The organism is Agrobacterium sp. Azo12 (assembly GCF_029193765.2).
In the GTDB taxonomy this organism is placed as follows: Bacteria; Pseudomonadota; Alphaproteobacteria; order Rhizobiales; family Rhizobiaceae; genus Agrobacterium.
Map to the genome: position 1 here is coordinate 2,613,968 of NZ_JARFYO020000001.1, position 25,478 is coordinate 2,639,445.

General features: G+C 55.8%; 25 protein-coding genes and 1 tRNA gene. 10 read left to right on the top strand and 16 right to left on the bottom strand.

The features are described from left to right. Nucleotides 1-83 precede the first annotated feature (83 nt). From uvrB to PYL13_RS12565, 3 genes are all read left to right on the top strand, one after another. Nucleotides 84-2,996 (top strand): excinuclease ABC subunit UvrB, encoded by a 2,913-nt coding sequence (gene uvrB, locus PYL13_RS12555; protein WP_250981797.1) that lies wholly within the window; start codon nucleotides 84-86, stop codon nucleotides 2,994-2,996. Nucleotides 2,997-3,084: 88 nt separating this feature from the next. Further along, nucleotides 3,085-4,053, top strand: coding sequence for an alpha/beta hydrolase (locus tag PYL13_RS12560; RefSeq protein WP_275641564.1), 969 nt, complete (start codon nucleotides 3,085-3,087; stop codon nucleotides 4,051-4,053). 156 nt (nucleotides 4,054-4,209) lie between these two features. After that, the gene (locus PYL13_RS12565; protein ID WP_250981799.1) at nucleotides 4,210-4,416 is read left to right on the top strand and encodes a hypothetical protein; all 207 of its coding nucleotides are present in this window, start codon (nucleotides 4,210-4,212) and stop codon (nucleotides 4,414-4,416) included. A 15-nt stretch (nucleotides 4,417-4,431) separates the two neighbouring features. Here PYL13_RS12565 and PYL13_RS12570 read toward each other — a convergent pair whose 3' ends face one another. Further along, on the bottom strand, nucleotides 4,432-4,872 hold the full coding sequence (locus PYL13_RS12570) for a DUF1801 domain-containing protein (protein ID WP_275641565.1): 441 nt from the start codon (nucleotides 4,870-4,872) through the stop codon (nucleotides 4,432-4,434). 164 nt (nucleotides 4,873-5,036) lie between these two features. Here PYL13_RS12570 and PYL13_RS12575 point away from each other — a divergent pair, with 164 nt between their 5' ends. The 3 genes from PYL13_RS12575 (at nucleotide 5,037) to PYL13_RS12585 (ending at nucleotide 6,787) form a co-directional block, all read left to right on the top strand. After that, complete coding sequence (locus PYL13_RS12575; protein ID WP_192488600.1) at nucleotides 5,037-5,516, top strand: PRC-barrel domain-containing protein; 480 nt, start codon at nucleotides 5,037-5,039, stop codon at nucleotides 5,514-5,516. 97 nt (nucleotides 5,517-5,613) lie between these two features. Further along, nucleotides 5,614-6,108: an ACT domain-containing protein gene (locus tag PYL13_RS12580; protein ID WP_275641566.1), complete on the top strand. Its 495-nt coding sequence runs from the start codon at nucleotides 5,614-5,616 to the stop codon at nucleotides 6,106-6,108. An 82-nt stretch (nucleotides 6,109-6,190) separates the two neighbouring features. Continuing rightward, nucleotides 6,191-6,787, top strand: a complete 597-nt coding sequence (locus PYL13_RS12585) for a DUF922 domain-containing Zn-dependent protease (protein ID WP_259144915.1) — start codon at nucleotides 6,191-6,193, stop codon at nucleotides 6,785-6,787. Between the two features lie 27 nt (nucleotides 6,788-6,814). Here the strand turns inward: PYL13_RS12585 and PYL13_RS12590 are convergent, their stop codons facing one another. From PYL13_RS12590 to PYL13_RS12605, 4 genes are all read right to left on the bottom strand, one after another. After that, a complete protein-coding gene (locus PYL13_RS12590; protein ID WP_192488599.1) occupies nucleotides 6,815-7,435 on the bottom strand; it encodes a J domain-containing protein in 621 nt (206 codons plus the stop codon). Nucleotides 7,436-7,815: 380 nt separating this feature from the next. Then, nucleotides 7,816-7,891 (bottom strand) — tRNA-Thr (locus PYL13_RS12595). A 122-nt stretch (nucleotides 7,892-8,013) separates the two neighbouring features. Continuing rightward, nucleotides 8,014-8,370 carry a nuclear transport factor 2 family protein gene (locus tag PYL13_RS12600; RefSeq protein ID WP_275641567.1) on the bottom strand — a complete coding sequence of 119 codons (357 nt, stop codon included), beginning with the start codon at nucleotides 8,368-8,370 and terminating at the stop codon, nucleotides 8,014-8,016. 163 nt (nucleotides 8,371-8,533) lie between these two features. After that, complete coding sequence (locus PYL13_RS12605; protein WP_275641568.1) at nucleotides 8,534-9,643, bottom strand: endonuclease/exonuclease/phosphatase family protein; 1,110 nt, start codon at nucleotides 9,641-9,643, stop codon at nucleotides 8,534-8,536. 232 nt (nucleotides 9,644-9,875) lie between these two features. Here PYL13_RS12605 and PYL13_RS12610 point away from each other — a divergent pair, with 232 nt between their 5' ends. Beyond that, nucleotides 9,876-10,622, top strand: coding sequence for a GGDEF domain-containing protein (locus PYL13_RS12610; RefSeq protein WP_250981805.1), 747 nt, complete (start codon nucleotides 9,876-9,878; stop codon nucleotides 10,620-10,622). 35 nt (nucleotides 10,623-10,657) lie between these two features. Here PYL13_RS12610 and PYL13_RS12615 read toward each other — a convergent pair whose 3' ends face one another. From PYL13_RS12615 to PYL13_RS12635, 5 genes are all read right to left on the bottom strand, one after another. Beyond that, complete coding sequence (locus tag PYL13_RS12615) at nucleotides 10,658-11,686, bottom strand: ABC transporter ATP-binding protein (RefSeq protein WP_250981806.1); 1,029 nt, start codon at nucleotides 11,684-11,686, stop codon at nucleotides 10,658-10,660. Then, the gene (locus PYL13_RS12620) at nucleotides 11,674-13,368 is read right to left on the bottom strand and encodes an ABC transporter permease (protein ID WP_250981807.1); all 1,695 of its coding nucleotides are present in this window, start codon (nucleotides 13,366-13,368) and stop codon (nucleotides 11,674-11,676) included. Before PYL13_RS12620 ends, PYL13_RS12615 begins: the two co-directional genes overlap by 13 nt. A gap of 8 nt (nucleotides 13,369-13,376) precedes the next feature. Further along, a complete protein-coding gene (locus PYL13_RS12625) occupies nucleotides 13,377-14,360 on the bottom strand; it encodes an ABC transporter substrate-binding protein (protein ID WP_250981808.1) in 984 nt (327 codons plus the stop codon). Between the two features lie 89 nt (nucleotides 14,361-14,449). Then, nucleotides 14,450-15,328, bottom strand: a complete 879-nt coding sequence (locus tag PYL13_RS12630; protein WP_441296639.1) for a PhzF family phenazine biosynthesis protein — start codon at nucleotides 15,326-15,328, stop codon at nucleotides 14,450-14,452. Nucleotides 15,329-15,497: 169 nt separating this feature from the next. Then, entirely contained in the window at nucleotides 15,498-16,742 is a 1,245-nt protein-coding gene (locus tag PYL13_RS12635; RefSeq protein WP_275641570.1) for an aminotransferase-like domain-containing protein, read from the bottom strand. Between the two features lie 298 nt (nucleotides 16,743-17,040). Between PYL13_RS12635 and PYL13_RS12640 the strand changes: the two genes are divergently transcribed. Next, a complete protein-coding gene (locus tag PYL13_RS12640) occupies nucleotides 17,041-17,493 on the top strand; it encodes an RbsD/FucU family protein (RefSeq protein ID WP_275641571.1) in 453 nt (150 codons plus the stop codon). A 59-nt stretch (nucleotides 17,494-17,552) separates the two neighbouring features. On the opposite strand, the gene PYL13_RS12645 is transcribed toward PYL13_RS12640, so the two are convergent. The 4 genes from PYL13_RS12645 to PYL13_RS12660 form a co-directional block, all read right to left on the bottom strand. Next, complete coding sequence (locus PYL13_RS12645) at nucleotides 17,553-17,942, bottom strand: nuclear transport factor 2 family protein (RefSeq protein WP_275641572.1); 390 nt, start codon at nucleotides 17,940-17,942, stop codon at nucleotides 17,553-17,555. A 504-nt stretch (nucleotides 17,943-18,446) separates the two neighbouring features. Next, entirely contained in the window at nucleotides 18,447-19,466 is a 1,020-nt protein-coding gene (gene ilvC / locus PYL13_RS12650) for a ketol-acid reductoisomerase (RefSeq protein ID WP_250981812.1), read from the bottom strand. A gap of 70 nt (nucleotides 19,467-19,536) precedes the next feature. Continuing rightward, a complete protein-coding gene (locus PYL13_RS12655) occupies nucleotides 19,537-20,160 on the bottom strand; it encodes a TetR/AcrR family transcriptional regulator (protein WP_192488587.1) in 624 nt (207 codons plus the stop codon). A 160-nt stretch (nucleotides 20,161-20,320) separates the two neighbouring features. Further along, on the bottom strand, nucleotides 20,321-20,725 hold the full coding sequence (locus PYL13_RS12660; RefSeq protein ID WP_250981813.1) for a winged helix-turn-helix transcriptional regulator: 405 nt from the start codon (nucleotides 20,723-20,725) through the stop codon (nucleotides 20,321-20,323). Between the two features lie 161 nt (nucleotides 20,726-20,886). Here PYL13_RS12660 and PYL13_RS12665 point away from each other — a divergent pair, with 161 nt between their 5' ends. After that, nucleotides 20,887-21,771 carry an SDR family oxidoreductase gene (locus PYL13_RS12665; RefSeq protein WP_275641573.1) on the top strand — a complete coding sequence of 295 codons (885 nt, stop codon included), beginning with the start codon at nucleotides 20,887-20,889 and terminating at the stop codon, nucleotides 21,769-21,771. Between the two features lie 160 nt (nucleotides 21,772-21,931). Here the strand turns inward: PYL13_RS12665 and PYL13_RS12670 are convergent, their stop codons facing one another. Further along, nucleotides 21,932-22,840, bottom strand: coding sequence for an AraC family transcriptional regulator (locus PYL13_RS12670; protein ID WP_275641574.1), 909 nt, complete (start codon nucleotides 22,838-22,840; stop codon nucleotides 21,932-21,934). Between the two features lie 188 nt (nucleotides 22,841-23,028). Here PYL13_RS12670 and PYL13_RS12675 point away from each other — a divergent pair, with 188 nt between their 5' ends. Then, nucleotides 23,029-24,075 (top strand): NAD(P)-dependent alcohol dehydrogenase, encoded by a 1,047-nt coding sequence (locus PYL13_RS12675; RefSeq protein ID WP_275641575.1) that lies wholly within the window; start codon nucleotides 23,029-23,031, stop codon nucleotides 24,073-24,075. 83 nt (nucleotides 24,076-24,158) lie between these two features. Here the strand turns inward: PYL13_RS12675 and PYL13_RS12680 are convergent, their stop codons facing one another. Further along, nucleotides 24,159-25,424, bottom strand: coding sequence for an NAD(P)/FAD-dependent oxidoreductase (locus PYL13_RS12680; protein ID WP_275641576.1), 1,266 nt, complete (start codon nucleotides 25,422-25,424; stop codon nucleotides 24,159-24,161). Nucleotides 25,425-25,478: the final 54 nt, after the last annotated feature.

Genomic DNA, 25,478 nt, shown 5'->3' on the forward strand with positions numbered 1-25,478 from the left:
ATGCGGGGCGACGTTTCCTTTTTGTACTCATTTTTTCATTGCCGCCCCTTCCTTTTTGGGCGGACTCTCTCCATATTCCGGGCATGGCCAAATCTCCGAAAAAACCCACCGACCAGACCTCGCGCTCCGATGGCTTTGCTGAAATGCCGCAGGCACCTTTTGAAGGTGCACCGCTTTCCGGCAGCGTGGCCGATTGGGTAAAGCAGCTTGAAGCCGAAGCCGAAGCATCCTCGGTTGAAACCCAACGTGAGATTGCCTCCAAGGCGGGCAAGCACCGTAAGAAGATCGAGATCGAAGCGCGCAAGGCTGCAATCGATGAAGCGGCTAAGACTGCAAAAGGCAACAAGGCCACATCGCAAAAGACATCGCGTGGTGTGTCGATTGGCGCATCCAACGACCCAAAGACCCGTGCAGCTGCCGGTCTGAACCCGGTTGCCGGTCTAGATGTCAGCCTTGAAGAAGCAGAAAACCTCGCCACCGGTGCGGTCACGGCCACGGTGGATGCGCTGTCGAAGCTGATTGAAAGCGGTAATCCGCTGTTCAAGGATGGCAAATTGTGGACGCCGCATCGTCCCGCTCGCCCGGCCAAATCCGAAGGCGGCATTACGATCCGCATGCAATCGGATTTCGAACCTGCCGGTGATCAGCCAACCGCCATTGCCGATCTGGTCGAAGGCATCAATTCGGGAGAACGCTCGCAGGTTCTTCTCGGCGTGACCGGTTCGGGCAAGACCTTCACCATGGCCAAGGTGATTGAGGCAACCCAGCGCCCTGCGGTTATTCTTGCCCCGAACAAGACGCTGGCCGCACAGCTTTATTCCGAATTCAAGAACTTCTTCCCCGACAATGCGGTGGAATATTTCGTTTCCTATTACGATTATTACCAGCCGGAAGCCTATGTGCCGCGCTCGGATACTTTCATCGAAAAGGAATCGTCGATCAACGAACAGATCGACCGTATGCGCCACTCCGCCACCCGAGCCATTCTGGAGCGCGATGACTGTATCATCGTCGCTTCGGTGTCCTGCATTTACGGTATTGGCTCGGTGGAAACCTACACTGCCATGACCTTCCAGATGCAGGTGGGCGACAAGCTGGACCAGCGTCAGCTTCTGGCCGACCTCGTGGCACAGCAATATAAACGGCAGGACATCAACTTCGTGCGCGGTTCATTCAGAGTACGCGGTGACACGATTGAAATCTTCCCGGCCCACTTGGAAGATGCTGCCTGGCGCATTTCCATGTGGGGCGATGAAATCGAAACCATTACCGAATTCGACCCATTGACCGGTCAGAAAACCGGCGATCTGCAATCGGTGAAGATTTACGCCAATTCGCACTATGTCACACCGCGCCCGACGCTGAATGGCGCCATCAAGTCGATCAAGGAAGAGCTGAAGGGCCGCCTTGCCGAACTGGAAAAGGCTGGCCGTCTGCTCGAAGCGCAGCGTCTGGAACAGCGCACCCGTTACGATATCGAAATGCTGGAGGCCACCGGCTCCTGCGCCGGTATCGAAAACTATTCCCGTTACCTCACCGGCCGTAATCCCGGTGAGCCACCACCGACGCTGTTTGAATATATCCCTGACAACGCGCTGCTATTCATCGACGAAAGCCACGTCTCCGTCAGCCAGATTGGCGGCATGTACCGAGGCGACTTCCGTCGCAAGGCAACGCTGGCGGAATATGGCTTCCGCCTGCCCTCCTGCATGGACAACCGTCCGCTGCGGTTCGAGGAATGGGACGCCATGCGCCCACCAACCATCGCCGTGTCGGCAACACCTGGCTCCTGGGAAATGGAAGAGTCCGGCGGCGTCTTTGCCGAACAGGTCATTCGCCCCACCGGCCTTATCGATCCGCCAGTCGAGGTTCGTTCTGCCCGCACGCAGGTTGACGATGTCTTGGGTGAAATCCGCGAAACCGCGCAGGCCGGATACCGCACGCTGGTGACCGTTCTGACCAAACGCATGGCTGAGGACCTGACCGAATATCTGCACGAGCAAGGCGTACGCGTACGCTACATGCACTCGGACATCGATACGCTGGAGCGTATCGAAATCATCCGTGACCTGCGTCTTGGCGCCTTTGACGTGCTGGTTGGTATCAACCTGCTGCGCGAAGGTCTCGACATTCCAGAATGCGGTTTTGTCGCCATTCTCGACGCCGACAAGGAAGGTTTCCTGCGTTCGGAAACATCGCTCATTCAGACGATCGGCCGTGCTGCACGTAACGTCGACGGCAAAGTTATCCTCTACGCGGATAACATCACCGGTTCGATGAAACGCGCCATGGAAGAAACCAGCCGCCGCCGTGAAAAGCAGATGGCCTACAATACCGAACACGGCATTACGCCGGAATCGGTCAAGGCGCGCATCTCGGATATCCTTGATTCAGTTTATGAGAAAGATCACGTAAGGGCTGATATTTCTGGCGTTTCTGGCAAAGGCTTTGCCGATGGCGGCCATCTGGTTGGCGCCAACTTGCAGGCACACCTCAACGCGCTGGAAAAACAGATGCGCGACGCAGCAGCCGATCTCGACTTCGAAAAGGCCGCCCGTCTGCGCGACGAAATCAAGCGCCTCAAGGCTGTCGAACTGGCGGCAATGGACGACCCTATCGCCAAGGAAGAATCCAAGGCGCAGGAAGGCATCAGACGCGCCGCGCAGGCCACCCGTGAATCCCTGTTCCAGAAACCATCGCTGGATGACATGGGACCGGGCACGGACACCGCCAAGCCGTTGTTCCGCAAGAACACGCTCGACGAAATGACTGTTGGCCGAACTGAAAAGCCAGTGCGTGGTGACGTTCCCGAAAAACCGGCAAGTGAGGGCGGCAAGCGTTTCTCACCCCTTCTCGAAGGCCAGCCGGAAAAACGCACTGACGACCCTCGCCCAATCACTCGTGCCAAACCCGGCGTCGGTTCCTATGAAGATGCCGTGGACGAAAAACAGCGCAAGGGCCGCACAAAAGGCAAGACCGGCAAACCGGGGCGTTAACCACAAACATGCAGCGTAGGAACCCAACCTACCCGTAAACGTTGCTGAACTTTATTGGGAACCCGCGAACCCGCAAGGGAGAGACGGCATGACGCGGAAAAATCTGGCAACCCTTTGCCTTTTGCTGTCCTGCGGATCTGCCTTTGCCGGGCAGATCGAAGACGCCACCTTCAGCAGCAAGGCACTCGACGCCGATCTTTCAGTCAACATCTACCAACCGGATGGCGAACCACCGGAAAACGGCTGGCCGGTGCTTTATCTGTTGCACGGCCATGATGGAGACCAGAACAGCTGGCGCGATCTCGGCAACATCCAGAAAACACTGGATGGCATGATTGCCTCAGGCACCATCCGTCCGCTGGTCGTGGTCATGCCAGGCGCAAAGAACAGCTGGTATGTCGATTCATCATCAGTTGGCGGACCGGGTGATTACGAGACAGCCATAACGGGCGACCTTCGCTCGCATGTGGAAAAAACGCTTCCTGTTCGTAAGGACAAGCAGGGTCGCGCCATAGCTGGCCTCTCAATGGGTGGGTTTGGCGCACTGCGTCTTGCCTATGACCACGAGGATCTTTTCACAGCTGTCGCCAGCATGTCCGGCGCCATCTGGCAAAACGTGCCAGCCGAAGATTTCGATAAAACGCCCGCCGAACTGAAGCTCATTCAGGACAGCGCCTTTTTCCATCGGGTCGACCGCCCGACGATCACCAGCGGTATCGTCCTGCCATCAACCGGCGATCATTTCTCCGGCGCTTTTGGTACGCCATTCGACGCGCGGTTGTTCAATGAAAAGAACCTATTCACGCTGGTCGCGCAACATGTCGTGGAAGGAGAGGACTTGCCGGCCACCTATCTCACGGTTGGCGACGATGACGGCTTTTATCTCTGGCGCGGCGCCGTTGCCCTGCATGAAACATTACAGGCTGACAATCGCACATCGGAATTGCGCATCACTGACGGCGATCACGTCTGGACCGTCTGGAAGACCTCAATCATCGCTGTGCTGAAATTCATCGACAGCAAATGGGATAGCGACAAGGCTGTTGCCGAGAATTAGCCGCAGATATTCACCTTCTATTTGCCAATTTTGCCGAGCATTTGGCGCCTACGTGCCCAGCAGTCGCATAAGTCGTATTTTGCTATTATGCGTTAAACCTGCATCAACCCCTTGCTGGCATATCTCCACCCAAAGCAAAAAGGAGACATGCCTCATATGATGATCGGTTTTAAAAACACCCACAATCAAACCGTCTACGTCAATCCGGCACAGGTGCTTTACGTCGGTGCATTCGAAGAGGACGTGTCTATTATCGCCATGGCGCTGGCAATCTCCGGCGGCAAACCTCTGATGCTGCATGTCCGTGGCAGTGTTGATCTGGTGCAGCAGAAACTCTCCGGCACGTTCCCGTCGCGCACATAAGTTTTTCTGGACGCCTTATGATGATCCCGCTTTTTTTGTAGAGCGGGATGATTTTGATTTATGAGAGACATTTCTCTCTGCGGCCGCACGAATGAGCGCCCTCAAAGCCTCTTCATCGATCGCATCATCCTCATGAAAATCGATTGCGCGGCGCGTATTGCCCTCAAGGCTGGAATTAAACAGCCTGGCGGGGTCCGCGACTGACGCACCATGGGCAAAGGTCATCTTGACCACATTTTTGTAGGTCTCGCCGGTGCAGATAATGCCGGCATGTTCCCAAACAGGCACGCCGCGCCATTTCCATTCCTCGATCACCTCTGGCATCGCCTGTTTTATCAATGCGCGAATTTTCGCAAGCGTAGCACCACGCCAGTCACCCAACTGTTCGATCCTCTCGTCGATCAAAGCAGATGGATCACCCTTGTCCTGCACATGGTCCTGTTTTTTATCCGGCATGGTTGTCACCTGTACCCTCGGGAACCGCGTCATGATCTCAATCCTCTTATAGCGTATTTCAGATCATGCTGACGTTCTAATCTACATTTTTTGCTGGAACCAAAACTATGCCTATCCGTTACTTCCCCGAACATAGCGTTCGATACTGAAAGGGAAGAAACATCATGAAAAACAAGGTTTTCGCACTGGCTGCTGCTGCAGTCCTCACCTCCTCTGTTGCCTTTGCACAGACAGCGACAACCCCGGCTGCACCGTCCGCTGCCGCCCCTGCAGCTGCTGGCGCTGACGCCACTCTGGCCGGCCCGGGCATTACAATGGGCATGACGCCAAATGGTCCGCTGAAATTCGTTAACGTGCAGAAGACCGATCTGACCGCCTCCCAGTTGGAAGGCCTGGATATCTACAACGCAGCCGGTGACGACATTGGTGAAATTGAAGATGTAGTGATTGGTGACGGCAAGTCGGTGATTGGCCTTGTTGCCAGCGTTGGTGGCTTCCTTGGCATCGACAAGAGCTATGTGGTGCTCGATCCGGCCTCGGTTGCTGTCCAAAACGACAATGGCACATGGAAGGCCTATGTCGACACAACAAAGGAAGCGCTCGAAGCCGCTCCTAAACTGGATTACGACAAGCTGGACGACTGATCCCCCTTGTCAGCTCCAGCGAAAAGCCTCTGCTGAAAAGCAGGGGCTTTTTTCGTTTTGAATGCCACCCCGCTATTCGACGCAGATTTGATGTTGCTTGATAATCGACACCAGACAGGCCATCGTCGTTCTTCTTGATTTGCTGGAGATCACAAATTTGCCGCCGGATATATCGACAGGAGCAGTCGTTCAGGATCGTGCCGGGATGATTGCGGGCATGACGCCGACGCTTGATATAGAGACCTATATTTTCTGCGCACTGCCGCCGTCCGGCGCAGATCAACATATTATCCTCAACGCCTTGGCCACGTTCCGCGAAGCCGAGAGCATCAGCCTCATCTTGCCGCTCGACAAAGCTATATCGCTGGACCTGACAATGACCCAGCCGCCAATGTCTCGAATTACTCTTGAGGTATATTCGTCTCTCGAAGGTGTCGGTCTGACCGCCGCGGTATCCACTGCACTGGCTGACAAAGGCATTGCCTGCAATATGGTGGCCGCCTTACATCATGACCATGTGTTCGTGCCGCACGACAGGGCAAACGAGGCCATGGATATTCTGCGCGCCTTGCAAACATCGGCCTTACGATAGGCTGGCGATACATCTTTCGACGAAACCTGCGGTCGGTGCGTGGGTTGCTGATATGGAACCCCGAGTGATCGAGACCCGCGACATGAAAAAAGCCGCCATCCCTGCCCTTCTGACATTGCTGGCTTTGCCCGCTGCCGCTCATGCCAACAACTGGCGCCCGGCAGAACAGATCAAACCCTATACGGTGCGCGGTTCAACCGGCATGGAGCTGTACCAGTCGATCGGCGCTCGCGGACCCGAGGCCGGCTCCGGCCAGGCCATCGCCTACACCACCTTCAAACTGACCTGGCGCCGGGATTACCGGCCACTGCCGGATGGCGCTTGTGTGCTGGCCTCCGCCCGGCCCAATCTGACCATCATCTACAGCTGGCCCAAACCCGCTACAAAACTGTCTGGGGCAATGGCAGACAGCTGGCAGACCTTTATCCGGGGCGTCGAGACGCATGAACGCGTTCATGGCGAGCACATTCTCGACATGGTCCAGAAAATCGAGGCTTACAGTGTAGGCCTGAGAGCCGAAAACGACCCGAAATGCCAGAAGGTTCGCGAAGTACTGCAAAAGCGGCTCGGTGAACTGTCCAACGAACAGCGCCGTCGCAGCAGTGATTTCGACCGGGAGGAAATGTCACCCGGTGGCCGGGTGCACCAACTCATTCTGGCGCTGGTCAATGGACCGTAATCCAATGACAGACAAGCGGCTGGCGGTTTATTCCGCCGCCTCAGCCTTCAGCGTCACGACGCGTTCCATCATCTCGATCTCGTAGGAATAGCCTTCCAGCATGGTATAGGCCTGCTCGATGGCCTCGATCTGCGCTTCAGCATTACGAATGGCCTCTGCGATGGATTGGCTGCGAGAACGCAGCATAGAGCCGAGCACATCGGTTTCCGGCTTTTTGCCCAGCCGGTCCATATGTTTGCGCACGCGGGTGCGATGACGCTCAAGCTCGAGAATGTGGAAACGGCTTTTGAGAATATCATCCGTCAACTTGCGGCGCATGGCCGCAACAGGATCGAAACTGCCCGGCTCGCGCTCATCCAGAATGAACTCGTTGACCAGTGTTTCCAGCATCAGCAAACCCTTGAGATCCTTGGGGTCTGCCAACTGCGGATCATAACCGGTGTCATCGAACACCTTGCGGCGCACCGGGTCCTTCAAAAGATCATAGGCTTTTTGCAGGCTGGAGAATTGCTCTGTATCGCCGCCACTATCCGGATGCGCGTTTTTTGCCAGCTTGCGATAGGCAGCCTTGATCGCTGCCTCATCCGCATCACGCGCCACACCAAGCAAAACATAGGGATCGATCAACACAGCACCTGTTTTACGCATTCACACCAAGGGCGACGATCCACCCGCATGAAGCAGACCATACGCAATTTTCACGCCCGACGGCAGTCCTTGATGTCAGTTTTCACGACAAACCTGCCATGCCCGTGGTGATAAGCCCACCATCAGCCATGACATTTCAAAGCGGAAAACACGCTTTAACCGCAATTTTGTCAGGCGCATGTCCATCTTGCCAACAATGCCGACAAAACTGTGGAAAGCGGGAAGTCGGGAATCAGAAGGTTCAATTTCTCGCCTCGCCCAAACTCGGGCGGCCATCAGACACGTCTGCAACTTCAGGCAATCGTGTCTCGGCAAAATGAGTGCGAGACATTGACGACAATCTATCGTCAACTGCAATGCATTGATTTAAAGGGAAAAACTGGTGCCCCCGACAAGGTTCGAACTCGTGACCCCCTGATTACAAATCAGGTGCTCTACCAACTGAGCTACAAGGGCAATCCAGTGCGTGTGGAATTACCAGATTCTTTTTCTGTGTAAAGCGAAAATTGAAAATAAGCATGCTGAACATGCATTTTTTTGTTCGCAAACCGGAAATGGGGATTTGTCGAGGCTAAACCTTACTCATCGTGCAGATAATAAAGCTTGTGAACGATCAACCACTTACCATCGATTTGTAGCAGTGAGAGGTAATTGGTGAAGTTCGCCCCTGCAAAACTATCGCGCAGTTTGACGGACGCGGTCTCGCCAGCGGTATCAATGCCAAGAATCTCATAATCGAGCTCATGGTCCAGTGACGGAGAATCGACAGACTTGATCTGATCGATGAAATCACTGAGAGACAGCCACTCGATACCGCCTTGATAGTTACCGACGATGGCGGCTCGCGGATCGAAAAGTTCCCGTAACCTGTCCTCATCGGCAAAGGTCATGGCGTGTACATAATCAACGACAGTCTCAGAAATGGAACCGGGCATCGTTTTGGCCTCGCGTTTATGTTTCTTCCATTCGCATGTTTTAGTCAGTCAACTTGAACTGAAAGACAACATACACCTGAAACAACTTACTCGCCAGAACCCCCAATTGTCGCCGGTCCACCCCACAGCCCTAATCTATGCAGGACAGCGCCGCGCTGGTTCATCACTCCAGATCCAGGGTCATCACGACAGGGCAGTGGTCAGAAGCCTTGGGCCTGTCCCAGCCAGTGCGCGGATAACGGTCCACCGCCTGCCCTGGCGGAAAAATGGTGCGATACGGCTGGCCATTGCGAATAATGTCCGGCACCTGGTTTGGGTTGAGGCTGGCAAGGCGCGGTGATAGCCAGATGTAATCAAGCTGGCACAGATGCTGTTCCTGTGGTCCACGCGAATGATACAGCGTCCACCGGTCCATCACATCTCGGCGCAGCATAGGGTTGATGGCAAAACCATCGGCACTCAGCACATTCAATGCGCTTTCATCCTCGTTGACGGGCGTAAAGGTGTAGCCCTTGCGCCGGTCACCGTCGATTAGCACCTTTTCCTGATAGTCGTTCATGTCGCCACAAATGGCGAAATTCATGTCGCGCGCCTTGCCTGCGCCGAAGCGGCTTTCAATAATATGGCGCACGGCTTTCAGTTCGGCATGCCGGATGGCCATGGTGCCAAGTCGCGCATCCGTCGATTCGCGCGAATTTGTCATCGATTTCAGATGCACTACGTAAAGCGTGAAGGGTTTGCCGCCGATACGCAGGTCGAGCTCCAGGCAGTCGCGTTTGAAGATCTTGTCATCTGGCTGGTTGGTGACAGCGATATCGGCGTTAAAGAGATGCAGGTCGCGGTACGTCAGTGCCGCATGGCTTTTGATATCCACCAGTTCGATGCGTTGCCCGTCGCGGGTTTCTTCGCGCATGATGACGGCGACATCGATGCCGCGGCTGTCATTGCCCTCCACCAGATATTTCTGGCGATAGCCGTTACCGACCATACGAAACAGATAGCCATATTCGAAGGCCTGCAAGGCCGCCATGTTGTCCACTTCCTGCAGGCAGAGGATGTCAGCATCCGCATCAGCTATCGCCAGCGCCGAAAGCTGGCGGGTATCGTCGGTGGAAGATACCAGACGCGCGCTTTCCAAGGCCTGATAGGTCGCCTCGTCACGGATTTCGAAAAGCTGCATCGCCCTGTCGCGGCGGGTCTGGTTGCGAAAGCCTGTAAAATCAAAGCGGGTGAGCAGGTTTTCGATGTTGAAAGTGGCAAGCCTGAGCGACATGAATCATTCCCGTTTATGCAACAACAGCAACTTAGAACCTTAGCTGTTCGGCGGGCAAGAGAACATGCATTCCATTGGCGATGAGGATTTGAGCCGTCACAAGAGGGGTCAAAAACCATGCTAGTGGATAATGCACCAATTAAATACGAAAACGTCGCAATTTAACGGTTCCGTTCAGACAATTTAAAACTGCGGCATGGTTAGTCCCGGATCGAATGGAACCAAAAGATCAATGATTGATTTTCGGATTATCACACTCAAGGCTCTGGCCACGGGAATATTCGCATTAGGCGTGACCCTGCTGATATCTGTGACATTCGTTCCCATGATGGGAGGCAAGCTTGCGGGCGCTGGACTGATCATGACGATCATCTGCCCGCTTGCAAGCGCAATCCCCATGTCGGCCCTTCACTACTGGAATACTGCAAGACTGCGTCTGGCCCGCAAGGAAGCGGCAGAAGCGCGCGACGAGTTGGCCGTTGCCTATGAGCAATTGCGGATGTCATCGCGTCTTGATCCGCTGACCGGCCTTCTCAACCGCGCCACCTTCATGGGCGAACTGGAAAAGGCAAGCCTGGGACAAAAAAGCGGCGGCCTGCTGTTTTTCGATCTCGATTACTTCAAGACACTCAACGATACCTATGGTCATGCCACTGGCGATGCAGCGCTACGCCGTGTAGGCCAGTTGGTGTCGCGCATGAGTGCAGATGACGACATTGCTGGCCGTATCGGTGGCGAGGAATTTGCAATGTTCCTGCCCTTCCTCAAACGGCAAGACATTACCGAGGCGGCGGAAAAAATCCGCGTCGCCATCGCCAACCTGAAGGTCACGACCACAGATGGCCACGATATCGGGCTGAGCGCCAGCTTCGGTGTCGCCTATTGCGAAACCGGTTTTGACCCATCTCGCATGTTGCAGGTGGCCGATGCCAACATGTACAGCGCCAAACGTCAGGGTCGTAATCTGGCGGTCAGCTAAAGCCTGACAGACTGTTGCCGTCAGGCTTTTTTCTGCTACAGCCGCCAGGCGGCTCTGATGGCAACCGGAATAAAATCACCAACATTTGCAGCATCGCGACTATAAGCACGCAGGCTCTGGCCATCTGGCAGTTTCAGGCGCAGCGCATAACGCTCCCCTTCATAAAGAGATGACGTAACACGGCAACGGATACCGTCTGCGTCCTGCACCACATCCTGCGGGCGAACTAAGATGTCACCGGTTGGAGACGAGCCTTTTTCCCTGGCGAAAGCCGGTGCCAGAACGCCCCAGTCCAGTTCGCGACTGTCCTGCTCCGGCAAAGCCAGTGAGACGATCGCTCCCTGCCCGACCAGTGAACCGACCAACCGCCCTTCCGGACGGGCATAAAGCTCCGCTGGTGGTGCCACCTGCAACAGCTTGCCTTGAGACATCACCGCCACATCGGTTGCCAGCGCCATGGCCTCGGACTGGTCATGGGTGACGTAGATCATCGTGGCACCGGAACTGATATGGAACTCACGGAAGGTCTCTTCCATCTCCTGACGCAGATGCCGGTCGAGATTGGCCAAGGGCTCATCCAGCAACACCACATCCGGCTCGGTCACCAGGCACCGTGCCAGTGCCACACGCTGGCGCTGGCCACCGGAGAGTTCTGACGGGCGACGATTGGCGTAATTTTCCAGTCGCACCGCCGCCAGTGCGGCAGCCACCTTGCTGCGATACCGCTCACCGGAGATGCCGCGCACCTTTAGCGGATAACCAGCATTGTCAGCCACCGTCATATGCGGCCACAGCGCGTAGGACTGAAACACCATCGCCATGTTGCGGCGTTCTGGTGGCACCATGCTACCGGCGTCGGCCAACACACGCTCGCCCAGCAGAATGGAACCATCGCTTGGCTGCTCGAAACCGGCAATCATGCGCAGCACCGTTGTCTTGCCGCAACCGGAAGGCCCCAGCAGCGCCAGAAAACCGCCATCACGAATGGTCAGCGAGACATCGTCCACCGCAGGTTTGCCAGTGCCGAAGTCCTTGGACAAACGGTTGAGGATCAGTTTTGCCACGGTACAACTCCCTTCGGCAATTTGCGCCCAAGCAGTTCCAGAAGCAGCATGAGAATGATCACCATGGCCACAACAAGAACGGACAGTGCAGAGGCAAGATCGAAACTGCCGCTATCATCAAGATTGTAGATAACCACCCCAAGCGTCTGGGTGCCGGCGGACCACAGCAGCGCAGACACCGTCAACTCATTGCAGGCGATGAGAAAAACCAGAATAATCGACGCCCCAGCCGCCGGGGCCACCAGCGGCAGGATGATATCCTTCAACCGGCGCCAGAACCCCGCCCCAGCCAACCGGGCTGCCTCTTCCAACGCAGGATCGAATTGCGAGAAGGCACCGACCATGGGTTTAAGGCTGACGGCAAAGAACGACGAGAAATAGGCCAGCAGAATAATCCAGATCGTTCCGTAAAGCGTCACGCCAACAAAGGGCAACGGTGCGGCCAGAAGCAGGATGAAGGCCACGGCAATAACGATGCCCGGCAAGGCATAGGGAATATCCACCAGCGCCGACAGGATGAACATGAAGCGGCTTTTTGCCCGTACCAGAAAGTATGCGGTCAGCAATGTCACCAATAGGAGACCTGCTGCCGTAACACTGGCGAGGAACATCGAATTCAGGAAGGCAGTACGCGTCGAGGCCTGCCGGAACAGGATTTCCTCATAGGCATGCAAGGTTGCTGTCTTGAAGCTGAGTGGCACACCATAGGCCGGTGCAAGCGAGCTTGCGACAAGGGCTGCCAGCGGCGCAACCAGAATGAAGAAGATGGCAAGCCACAACAACACTTCGAGCGGCAAACGCCAGGAGTGTAGCCGGAAGGTCGCGACCTTGCCCGACAGACCGATGATACGGTAATCGCGGCCCTTCATGGCTCTTTCCTGCACCGCAAGACCGGCCACCGAAATAATGGCAATCATGCCCGACAACATGGCGATGTCGCCAAATGTGCTGGTGCCGAAGCTGGCAAAGCGGCTGTAGATCAGCGTCGGCAGCGTGAAAATCGAGGCCGGGATGCCGAGAATGGCCGGAATGCCGAAATTGCCAACGCCAGAGACAAAAGCGATGGCCGCACCGGCAATCAGCCCCGGTGTCGACAAAGGAAGAATAACGTCTTTCAGCACGCGCCATGAGGTGGCGCCCGACAGGCGGGCAGCCTCGATACCATCCTGTGGCAGTGCCAGCAGGCCGGCCCTGAGGGACAGATAGACCAGTGGGGCGTGTTGTACGCCAAGCAGCAATGCAATGCCGCCAATCGAATAAAGCGGTTGTGGTGAACCCAGAGCTGGCGCGAGGCCAATGGCCTTCAACAACGTGCTCGATGGGCCCGTCATGCCAATCCACGACAGGGCCGTTACCTGTGGTGGGATCATCATTGGCAACATGAACAGGAAGCTCATGGCAGCCTTGCCGCGCACGTCGCATAGCGTCAGTGCCAAGGCGAAACCGCCGCCAATGACAACGGAAATGATCATGCCAAGAAATGAGGTGACCAGACTGTTCAACACCGCGCGCCACAGGGCAGGATCAGTCAGCAATGGCCATAAGTCACCATTCAGTGACGATAGAATTCCGGTATAGGCAAGACGCCCCAGCGGCAGGGCGCTGAGGACGAAAACCACCCACATCACAAAGGGAAACAGCCAGCGCGGCTGGCTGTTTTCTGATGCATTCAAAACGGACATAATGTGATTTAGCCGTTCGAACCGAAGATGTCGGAGAAGGTCTTCAGGTCTTTCTCGGAGTTCTTGAGAGCTTCCGGAGCATTGATTGGCAGAACCTTGATCTTGTCGCGGGCCGGGAAACCTTCTGGCAGAGCAACGTCGTTGCGTGCTGGAATGTAACCAAGCTTCAGGAAGCCTTCCTGTCCGTCCTTGGACAGAACGTAATCAACGAACTTCTTGGCAGCGTCAGCATGCTTTGTTGTGGACAGAATGCCAACCGGCTCGGTCACGGCCGAAACACCTTCTTCAGGGAAGATGAATTCAATCGGTGCGCCCTTGGCCTTTTCACGGATTGGCATGTAGTCAACCACAACGCCATAAGCCTTTTCACCAGAGGCCACAGACTTCAGCACACCACCGTTACCACCAGCGGCAACCGCACCATTTTCCTTGAGCGCCTTGTAGTAGTCCCAGCCAAGGCTGTCGACGCCAGCCAGCGTCTGCGCGTGAATGAGAGCAGCACCCGAGGTCAGCGGGCTTGGCATAGTCACCATGCCCTTGGCTTCCGGCTTTTCGAGATCCTTCCAGCTGGTTGGCTTCATCGCAGCGGCAGTGTTGTACATGATGCCGGTGGTGATCAGCTTGGTGGAGTAGTAATAACCATCGGCGTCATACAGCGAAGCGTCGAGATTGGCGGCTTCCGGCGACTTGTAGGCCATCAACTGGCCAGCCTGCTTCATGCGCTCCAGGGTTACCGTGTCGGCAATCAGCAGAACGTCGGCAACCGGATTGCCGGCTTCGATTTCCGCCATCAGCTTTGCCATGATCTTTGGCGTTCCGTCGCGAACCCACTCGACGTCGAGGCCGGGATTGGCAGCCTTGAAGCCATCGACGGTAGCCTGCGCATCCTCATTTGGCTGGCTGGTGTAGAGCACCAGATCAGCAGCGTTGGCGCTGCCAACAATCATGCCAAACGAAACGAGAGCAGTGAAAGCGGAAAGAAGGGTTTTCATGGGTCCATTCCTGTTATGAGGTGGCCCCGCTAAAACACATATCTATAACATGTATGTGACAGTCCATTTTTCAGGCCTGTCAATATACCTCATATGACAACACTACCTTCGATAACGCCGGTCACCTCACCAGCGATCCAGATGTCGTCATCCAGCTTCTCGACATAGACGCGCCCGGCACGACCAAGCACCGTGCCCTGACTTGCGACATAGCGTTGTGGCGCAACACCTTTGTCCATCAGCCACTGGGCAACACCGGCATTGAGACTGCCGGTGACAGGGTCTTCGCAGTTGTCGCAAAATGCCCGCAGCTCAAAATCGGTTTCGACACCGTCCTCATGGGTGCATGGCGCGACCACACCGACTTGAAAATGTCCAAGTGCCGCGTAATCCGGCCGAATATTCAAAACATCCGCTCTGGTTTTCAACAGCAATGACAGCCAGCCCGGACCATTGTCCGTCCAGTTTGCGTCGACAATGGCGCTGGATGCCACGCCAAGGGCCGCTGCTACCGTCGCAAGTGTTGCGGCATCGACAGTCCCGGATTTGCGCAAAGGCGGTGCGGCAAATGCCGGCCTGCCGTCACTGATGCGGATACGCACCAGCCCTGCCCCACACTCCTGCACAACGTCCTCCATTCCGGTTTTGCCATGATGGGCAAGCCAGACATGGCAGGAGCCAAGTGTTGGATGACCGGCAAAGGGCAACTCACCAACCGGAGTAAAAATCCGCACGCGGTAATCAGCCCCATCAACTGTCGGCTTCAGCAGGAACGTCGTTTCGCTGAGGTTGGTCCAGTTGGCAAAGGCCGCCATTTGCGCGTCCGAGAGATCATCGGCATCGCAGACCACCGCCAGCGGATTTCCCTTGAATAGCTGTGAGGAAAAGACATCGACCTGATGAAAGGCATGTGTTTGGGTCACGGAGAATTCCCTTGGGAAACGGGCGTCAGACGGTCTGTCATTCATTCATTCATTCATTCATTCATGCAGGCACAGGCAGGTGCTGCCGTAAAACTGACAATAACGAAGAAAAACAATTGCCGGCAAACGCGGACATCCGGCAAAATGCGGCTTGAAACCGCAGATGAAAGGCAGCGGGATACTGCTCCCGCTACCCTCACGCATCAACAACCAATCAGATGATTGGCATCGTCGCGCTGGTTGTCGCTTCTGCACCGGAAACCAGACGACCAAGGCGCTTGATGCCCTCGTCGATCATCTGCTCGTTGGCGCAGGAGAAGCTGATGCGCAGCGTGTTGCTGCCCGAACCATCGGCAAAAAATGCCTTACCCGGAACGAAGGCAACGCGCTCGCTCGACAGCGACTTGGCCAGCAATTCAGCACCATCGATGCCTTCTGGCAGCGTCACCCAGATGAACATGCCACCTTCGGGTTTTGTCCAGCGAGCGGTCTTCGGCATGTATTTTTCAAGGGCTGCCAACATGGCGTCACGACGGGCGCTATAGGTTGCCTTGATCTTGGCGACCTGCTTGTCGAAACCGCGCGAAGCAACATGTTCGATGGCCATCTGGTTGATGGTCGAGGAATGCAGGTCAGCGGCCTGTTTCATCAAAACCAGCTTGCGGATGACCGGCATGGAGGCAACAACGAAACCAACGCGCAGACCAGGTGCCAGCGTCTTGGAGAAGCTGCCGCTGTAGATGGTACGGGTGTTTTCAATGCCGCCGCTGCGCTCAATGTCGAGTGCCAGGATCGGTGCAATTCCTTCGCCATCAAATCGCAGGTTCTGATAGGCAGCATCTTCGAGAACGGCAATATCCAGCTCATCGGCCAGTTCCAGCAGCTTCTTGCGGTCTGCAAGGCTGACGGTTTCACCGGTCGGGTTGGAGAAGTCGGCAGACAGATAGGCAAACTTCACCGAACCACCAGCCTTGGTGGCGTTTTCACGGTAGGTTTCCGGCGTGCGGTTGCCGCCGGGGTTCAACTGATCATAGGTCGGCTCATAGGCATTGAAGGCCGAGAGCGCGCCAAGATAGGTTGGCCATGTCACCAGCGCGGTATCCTTCGGCGACAGGAACAGCTTGCCGAGATAATCGAGCGCCTGCTGCGAACCGGAGGTGATGAAAACATTGTCCACGGAGCATTCAATGCCGATCTTCGCCATGTCGGCAACGATCCATTCGCGCAGCGGCTTGTAGCCTTCGCTGACGGAATATTGCAGGGCAGAATTTACCTGTGCACCGGAAAAAATATCGGAATAGGCCTGCTTGAATTCCTGATCTGGGAACAATGCAGGATCGGGAATGCCGCCTGCAAACGAGATGATATCCGGCTGCTCCAGCAGTTTCAGCAGCTCACGGATTTCCGACGCCTTCATGCGCGAAGAGCGCGTGGCGAAAATATGTTCCCAATCAAGCATGGGTACGTTTCCTCTTGTTTCGTTTTTTGTGCTTTTATCTTTATAGAAAACTCGAAAGGTCAGCAATGCTGACTTATCGAATTTTGGTACTATTTTTCGACTCTACGACGCACTCCCAAATGCAGCCGCACACTCCATTACAACTCCCTTCAAGACTTAACAATTCCCAACTGTCAGCAGTTGAACGGTGCACTCGCCTGTCTCCATCAGCCAAACAATGGCCAATCACGCATTGACGAAACGGTAATTTACGGGTCGATTGCACGGCAACTGATTTGCATTTTTCGAGGAGGATAGAATGCTCAAGAATATCGACCCGGCACTCAATGCCGATGTGCTGCACGCGCTGCGCGCCATGGGGCACGGTGACACACTGGTCATTTCCGACACCAACTTCCCGTCCGACAGCGTGGCACAACACACCGTAGTCGGTCAGGTCTTGCGCATGGAAAACATTTCCGCTGCCCGCGCCATGAAGGCAATCCTTTCGGTTCTGCCGCTGGACACCCCCTTGCAGCCATCCGTCGGCCGCATGGAAGTGATGGGCGCACCGGACCAGTTGGAGCCTGTGCAGGCCGAAGTGCAGAAAGAAGTTGATGCCGCCGAAGGCAAATCCGCCCCGATGTATGGCATTGAGCGCTTCAAATTCTACGAAGAAGCCAGGGATGCATATTGCGTGATCACCACGGGTGAAACCCGTTTTTACGGCTGCTTCATCCTGACAAAGGGTGTGATCCCACCAACAGCCTGAGTGCGGTCCTCTGCACCAGATGAAAAACTGAATGAGCGGCCGCCTGCCCGCTCATTTCTTCAAACCGGGATTGGCGTGCCCTGATGAAATCGCAACTGCCAACCTGCGCCCTCCCGGCTCCAGATTGAGGATCGGTTGGCGCGCTCGATGTTCTCACCATATCTGACTTCGCTGACGTAAGTCACCTGCACGACATCCGCAGACAGATGACGCGCATGGAATTCTGGTAGCGGAATGGTCGCATCAATCACTTCCGCAGAATGCGTATCAAAAAACATCTCCGCACGCGCATAGGTCTTGCCTGAGCGGCCGAATTCAAAAAAATCGGCAGCAAACACCTTGTCCATCAACGCGTTGTCAAAACGGCTCCCACCGATCCACAGACACTCTTCCAGCCTGCGGATGGCATCCAAATCTTCTTTCGTTAGAGACACATCTGCGTCGTGCATAAAACTGCCCTGTCTGCTTTATCGGGGTTTATCAGACCAGTTTTTACCGGGGTTCACAATAAAGGAAGCAGCGACTAGCCACTACCTCCCTCACCCCTGTGCTCGTCACAGGGGTCCAGTCATCCCAAGTCTTTGGGATGAAAAGACTCTTCCGTCGCGCAGACGCGCGACGCCGGTTTCCTGTAACAAGTACAGGATTGAAGAGTGGTGAACGTTGACGCAAGACGTAAGCCACACAACGAAAAAGGCCGGAGCTTTCGCCCCGGCCTTTATCAATTTAATCTAAGCAAATTGCTTAGTGAACAGCCTCGTCAACGCCCTGTTGTCACCGACCCCTCTGCTGCCGCAGACACGCAAACAACAAAAAGGGCCAGCGCTTTCGCGCTGACCCTATTAGTTCAACCTAAGCAAATGGCTTAGTTGACAGCCTTGTCAACCACCTGTTCTTGCCGATACCCGCGATGCCGCAGGCACGCAAACAACAAACAGGGATCGGCAAAAGGCTTAGTTAACTGCCTTGTCGACCAGCTTGTTCTTGCCGATCCATGGCATCATGCCGCGCAGCTTTGCGCCAACTTCTTCGATCTGGTGAACATCGTTCATGCGGCGGATGCCCTTAAAGCGTGCGCCACCAGCCTTGTATTCCTGCATCCAGTCAGACGTGAACTTGCCGGTCTGGATGTCCTTGAGGACGCGCTTCATTTCAGCCTTTGTTTCAGCAGTGATGATGCGAGGACCGGTCACGTATTCGCCCCACTCCGCAGTGTTGGAGATGGAGTAGTTCATGTTGGCAATGCCACCTTCGTAGATCAGGTCTACGATGAGCTTCACTTCGTGCAAGCACTCGAAGTAAGCCATTTCAGGTGCGTAACCGGCTTCGGTCAGCGTTTCGAAACCAGCGCGGATCAGTTCAACCAGACCGCCGCACAGAACAACCTGCTCGCCGAACAGGTCGGTTTCGCACTCTTCACGGAAGTTGGTTTCTATGATGCCCGAACGGCCGCCGCCAACGCCACAAGCGTAGGACAGAGCAACTTCAAGAGCGTTGCCGGAAGCATTCTGGTGAACAGCAACGAGGCAAGGCACGCCGCCGCCCTTCTGGTATTCGCCGCGAACCGTGTGGCCTGGGCCCTTTGGTGCGATCATGACAACGTCAAGCGTGTCCTTTGGCTCGATGAGGCCGAAGTGAACGTTGAGGCCGTGTGCAAAAGCAATCGCTGCGCCGTCACGGATGTTGCCAGCAATTTCTGCCTTGTAGATGTCGGCCTGCAGTTCGTCCGGCGTTGCCATCATCAACAGGTCTGCCCACTTTGCAGCCTCTGCAACGGTCATGACCTTGAAGCCGTCAGCTTCTGCCTTCTTGATGGTCGGCGAACCGGCCTTCAGCGCGATAACGATATTCTTCTGGCCGCTATCCTTGAGGTTGAGCGCATGGGCGCGGCCCTGCGAGCCGTAACCGACGATGGCGACATTCTTCGCCTTGATGAGGTTGAGATCGGCATCACGATCGTAATAAACGCGCATATCAGTTCCTTCTCTATGCTAATCAGGTTGAGACGGTGCGGGAAGGCAGCCCTGCCCCGCAGCCGCGTGATTATTTCTGCACACCATAGAGCGTCAGAAATGCCGTAACGGCCTTTCTTGCCCGTGGTGCGAAATCCTTTTCCGGTGCCTCGCCCAGCAGCATGCGAACATGCAGATCCGAGACGATAAGACCGTAAAACATGCGATAAGCCTCTTCGACGTCATCGATGCGAAGCAGGCCGGAGCGACGCCCCGTCTCCAGCAGAGCCTTGGCGCGACGGTCGATCTGGCGACGGCCGCGCTCCAGAAGCAACGTGCCAAGCTTGGAGCCGTCACGGCTGCTCTGCCCGACCGCCAGACGGTTCAGCGCCAGCGAAACATCGCCTGCCAGAACGTCCAGCAAATCATGGGCAAAAACGTCAAGATGTTCTTTCAACTGCTCGACGCTGAGGCGTTCGCCGGTACGCTCGATGGTGCGGACCTTGCTCTGCTGAAAGGTGATCATTGCAGCCAGCAGACCATCACGGTCGCCAAACCACTTATAGAGGCTTTCCTTGGAACAGTTGGCCGCGCGTGCCAGACCGGATGTGGTCAGCGCTTTATCCCCACCCTCGACAAGCAATTTCAAAGCCTGCTCCAGAACAGCGTTCTGACGCGGCGAAAATTCCTGTGTTGTGATTGGATCGGTGGTCACGGCATTCACTCCAGAAGTACGGATTAGTACCGTACAGTACGGTTCTGGCGATGGATAAGAGAATGCCTTCTCCGGGTCAAGATATTTTTTAAGGGAACGTTACGATTTGGCGCAGCGCAGCATAAAAGCTGCGACGCAAACAATCTCGCTTTCGCGGAAGTCAGGCAGCCTTGTCGAATTCAGCACGCGCAGTCCGCACGGCTTGCTGGTTTTCCAGCGCCCAAAGGATGACTTTCGACACAGGTTCATAAAGCGAATGCCCGAGCGGCGTCATGCGATATTCAACGCTTGGCGGTTTAGTCGGAAAAACCTCGCGTTCGACATAACCGTCGCGCTGCAGATCACGCAAAGTCTGCGTCAGCATCCGCTGCGAAATATCAGGCACCATGCGTCGCAACTGGCCGAAACGATAGGGTTTTTCGGCCAAGGCCTCCAAAAGCAGCGTTGCCCACTTGCCACCAATCTGGCTGAGAAGATCACGCACCGGGCAATTGTCGAAATCCAGCGCCGAATAATCTATAGTGCCACTGTTTTTGGGTTTGAAGCCAGAGGTTGGCGCATCCATGGTGGTTCCCTTTTGGTAACGATCTACCGCGAAAGTGCCTTCTTTACAGCACACGGTCAATTCCTATTTTAGCCTTGGTCTCTTTTTGAGAGCAGCAAAACAAGCCGCTACTCATGACACGCAAAACCAGCGCCACACGAAACCAAACAAGGAAACACGCCATGAGCAAAATTCTCGTCACCGGAGCAGCAGGCCAGCTTGGTAAGGCTGTCATTCAGCATCTTCTGGAGACTTACAAGGTGCCTGCATCCGATATCGTGGCCGCCAGCCGCGACACGTCCAAGCTCGCCGAGCTCGCGGCCAAGGGCGTTGAAACCCGCAAGGCCGATTTTGATGATGAAGCGTCTCTGACAACAGCCTTTTCTGGCATCGACAAGCTGCTGATCATCTCCACCGACGCTCTTGCCGTGCCCGGCCAGCGCCTCAAGCAGCATACATCAGCCGTCAATGCGGCCGCCAAGGCAGGCGTAAAACATGTGCTTTACACGTCCATGCCAAACCCGGACAAATCGCTGGTTACCTTTGCACCTGACCATCTCGGCACAGAACAGGCCGTGAAGGCGAGCGGCCTGCCCTACACCATCATCCGCAATGCCTGGTATAACGACAACTACCTGCATGCCATGCCGCACAACCTACAGACCGGACAGTGGTTCACCTCCAGCGGCACAGGCAAGGTTCCCAACATCTCGCGTGACGATTGCGCCCGTGCAGCAGCCGCTGCCCTCGCCAAGGGCAAGGCAGAAAACAAGACCTACACCATCACTGGTCCGCAGTCGCTGAATGCCGATGAGGTTGCCGCCCTGATCACCGCCGCTACCGGCAAACCGCTGGCCGTCGTGCAGATCAATGACGAGCAGTTGAAGCAGGGCATCGAAGGCGCAGGTCTTCCCGGCTTCGTCGCTGACATGCTGGTATCGGCTGATGCCAACATTCGCGCTGGCAACTTCGATGGCGTCACCAATGACTACGAAACGCTGACCGGTGAAAAGCCGCAGTCGCCGGCCGATTATTTCAAAGCCAACAAAGCAGCCCTGATCGGCTGATTGCATCAAGGTTTCTGTACGCACAAAAAAGGAGGCAGGCCAATACCTGCTTCCTTTTTGCATTTCGGTTTTGCTGTCGTGATTTACTCGAAGAAACCGCGCCAACAGATTCTAAACATGCCGGAATCGCCACGTATTAACCTTGCGGCATCCAGTCTCGTTATTCCGCAACCATACTTTCGCGTGACGCCTCGACATCGCGGGCTGGCGACAGGCCGTAAACACGGCTGTACTCCCGGCTGAACTGCGAGGGGCTTTGGTAGCCAACACGGTGGCCGGCAGTACCGGCGTCCAGCCGCTCCAGCAACATCAACCGCCGTGCTTCCTGCAGGCGAAGCTGTTTCTGGTACTGGACCGGTGTCATTGCGGTGATTGCCTTGAAGTGGTGATGAAAGGACGACACGCTCATGCCGACATAATCGGCAAGGTCTTCAATCCGTAACTGGCGGGCAAAGTTCTCGCGCAGCCAGGCAATGGCACGGGCAATGCGGTTGCCATGTGTGTCGGCGGCAACGATGCCCATCAACTGCTCACCAGCTGGCCCAGTCAACACGCGGTAGAGGATTTCCTCCTCTATCAGCGGCGCCATGGCTGGAATGTCGGATGGACGATCAAGCAAACGGAGCAACCTTGTGGTTGCATCGAGAAGTTCCGGTGTTGCCGCATTGACGACAATGCCACGCTGGCCGGTTGCAGTCTCCGCACGCCGCCGGATATGGGCGCGAGCCATAAGATCCAGCACTTTTTCGCCGCTGATAGCAAGCGTGATGCAGAAATGCGGAACCTGTTCGCTGGCCTCAACCACACGCCATGCGACAGGCAGGTCCAGCGAACTCAGCAGATAGTCACCCGCGGCGTAATTGATTGTGTCTGTGCCCAGTTGCAGGCTTTTAGCGCCTTGAATCACCATCGCAAGGCAAGGACGGTAGCTACCATGGCACGGCGCACTGGGTGACGAACGTTTGCTGATACCCAGACCGTCAACGGCCGTCTGCACCTCCCCGTCAACAGGCGCGTAACGCGCAGCGATCGAAGCGATTTCATGATAGGGGCTAAAAGGCAGCGTCATTGGTCAAGTCTCTTCGAGAAAGAACGGATCCGGTAGGTTACATCTAGAATATGGCGGCCCTTTCGCAAAGGCCACACCGATTCAATTTGCAGGATCGTGCAAAAAGGCTGGAGGATCGCTCTAACGGCACAGCGCATTTTCATTGCAGTATCCGCCATCGCTTTCCCAAACCTGAAAGGAAACTTCAGATGGCTATTGCAAGAGGTTATGCTGCGACGGATGCGTCGAAGCCACTCACTCCTTTTACCTTTGAACGTCGCGAGCCGAATGACGATGACGTTGTCATCGACATCAAATATGCGGGCATCTGCCACTCCGACATTCACACTGTCCGCAACGAATGGAAAAACGCCGTTTTCCCAATCGTTCCTGGCCACGAGATTGCCGGCGTCGTCAAGGCTGTCGGTTCCAAGGTCACACGCTTCAAGGTCGGTGATCACGTCGGCGTTGGCTGCTTCGTGGACAGCTGCGTCGGCTGCGCCACCCGCGATCTCGACAACGAACACTACATGCCAGGTCTCGTCCAGACCTATAACGACAACGATGCCGATGGAAAAACCAGAACGCAGGGCGGTTACTCCGACCATATCGTTGTCAAGGAAGGTTATGTCCTGTCCATCCCGGACAACCTGCCGCTCGACGCGTCCGCACCACTGCTGTGCGCCGGTATCACGCTTTACTCGCCGCTTCGTCGTTGGGAAGCCGCTCCGGGCAAGAAGGTTGCCATTGTCGGCATGGGCGGTCTTGGCCACATGGGCGTAAAGCTCGGTGCTGCACTAGGCGCAGACGTGACCGTGCTGTCGCAAACGCTTTCCAAGCGTGAAGATGGCCTGAAGCTGGGTGCAAAGGAATATTATGCCACCAGCGACGCATCGACCTTCGAAAAGCTGGCTGGCACATTTGACCTCATCATCTGCACAGCAGGTGTGGCGATCGACTGGAACGCTTATCTCGGCCTGTTGAAGCCAAAGGGCAGCATGGTTGTGGTTGGCGCGCCTGAGCATGCCATTCCGGTTCACGCCTTCTCGCTTATCGTCGGCGCAAGAAGCCTGTCCGGTTCGATGATCGGTTCGATCAAGGAAACCCAGGAAATGCTCGATTTCTGCGGCAAGCACAACATTGTCTCGGAAATTGAAAAAATCGACATCAAGGACGTCAACGAAGCCTATGAACGCGTGCTGAAGAGCGACGTCCGTTACCGCTTCGTCATCGACATGGCGACACTGCCAGCCTGATTGCTGACCAATGGCCTGAATAAACGAGGGGCAGGATGCGATATGCATCCTGCCCCTTTTCTGTTTGCGCAAGAAGCGTTGTGTCACGCCTCGTCTTTGAGAGTTTCTTTCTGGGTAATCAGGCGGGCACTGTGCTGACCACTGAGATAGATCCACAACCAGCTCCATGCCACCGCAAGGCGCGAACGCGTGCCGATCAGGAAGTAGATGTGGGCAAGGCCCCAGATCCACCAGGCAAGCCCGCCCTTGAGGCTGAACTTGCCGAAGTCGATAACGGCGGCACGTTTACCGATCGTCGCCAGATTGCCCTGATGCCTGTAACGAAACGGTGCTGTGAATGGCATGCCAGCCAGACGGGCAACAATGAGTCTCGCAACATAACTACCCTGCTGTTTTGCCGCTGGCGCTATACCCGGCACCGGCTTGCCGCTTTGCTGTGTTACGGCAGCCGTATCACCAATCACGAACACGTCAGGATCACCCTCAATGGTCAGGTCTGGCCCGACGATGGCGCGCCCTGCCCGGTCGGCCGCGATGCCAAGCCATTGCGCGGCGGGAGATGCCTGCACACCTGCCGCCCACACCACGGTGCGGCAAGCCACGAAACGATCTCCAATTGTCACACCTTCATCCGTGCAGGCTGTAACCGGTGTGCCAAGCGAAACCTGTACGCCAAGCTTTTCCAAAGCATCTTTGGCGTAAGCGGAAAGTTTTTCGGTAAACACCGGCAATACACGTGGACCAGCCTCCACCAGAATGACCTTGGCTTTGGTGGTATCAACACGGCGGAATTCCGGTGGAAGAATTTTATGCGCCAACTCGGCAATCATGCCGGCCATTTCCACACCGGTCGGGCCAGCGCCGATGGTGACGAAGGTCAAAAGCGCTTCGCGCTCCGCCGGGTCATTGCTGAGCTCGGCCTTTTCAAAGGCCAGCAGCAAACGACGGCGTAACGTCGTGGCATCCTCCAGGGTCTTCAGACCCGGTGCCACGCTTTCCCACTGGTCATTGCCAAAATAGGCATGGCGTGCACCGGTTGCCAGAACCAGCGTGTCGTAACCAATGTTTTCACCGGTCTTCAACTGCACGGTTTTTGCGGCACGGTCGACGCCGGTCACCTCAGTCAACAGGGTGGTGACCTCTTTGCGGTCCTTGTACAGCAGGCGAATAGGCCAGGCGATTTCGGATGTGGCGAGAACGGTGGATGCGACTTGGTAGAGCAGTGGCTGGAACAGGTGGTGATTGCGTCGGTCAATCAGCGTTATGCGAACAGGTGCGCCTTTCAGACCATGTACAAGCTGAAGCCCGCCAAACCCGCCTCCGACAACAACGACATGATGTTCCTGCATAAAACTGCCCCTTGGTCATAATAAATAAAGCCCGCGCATGGGAATGCGCAGGCA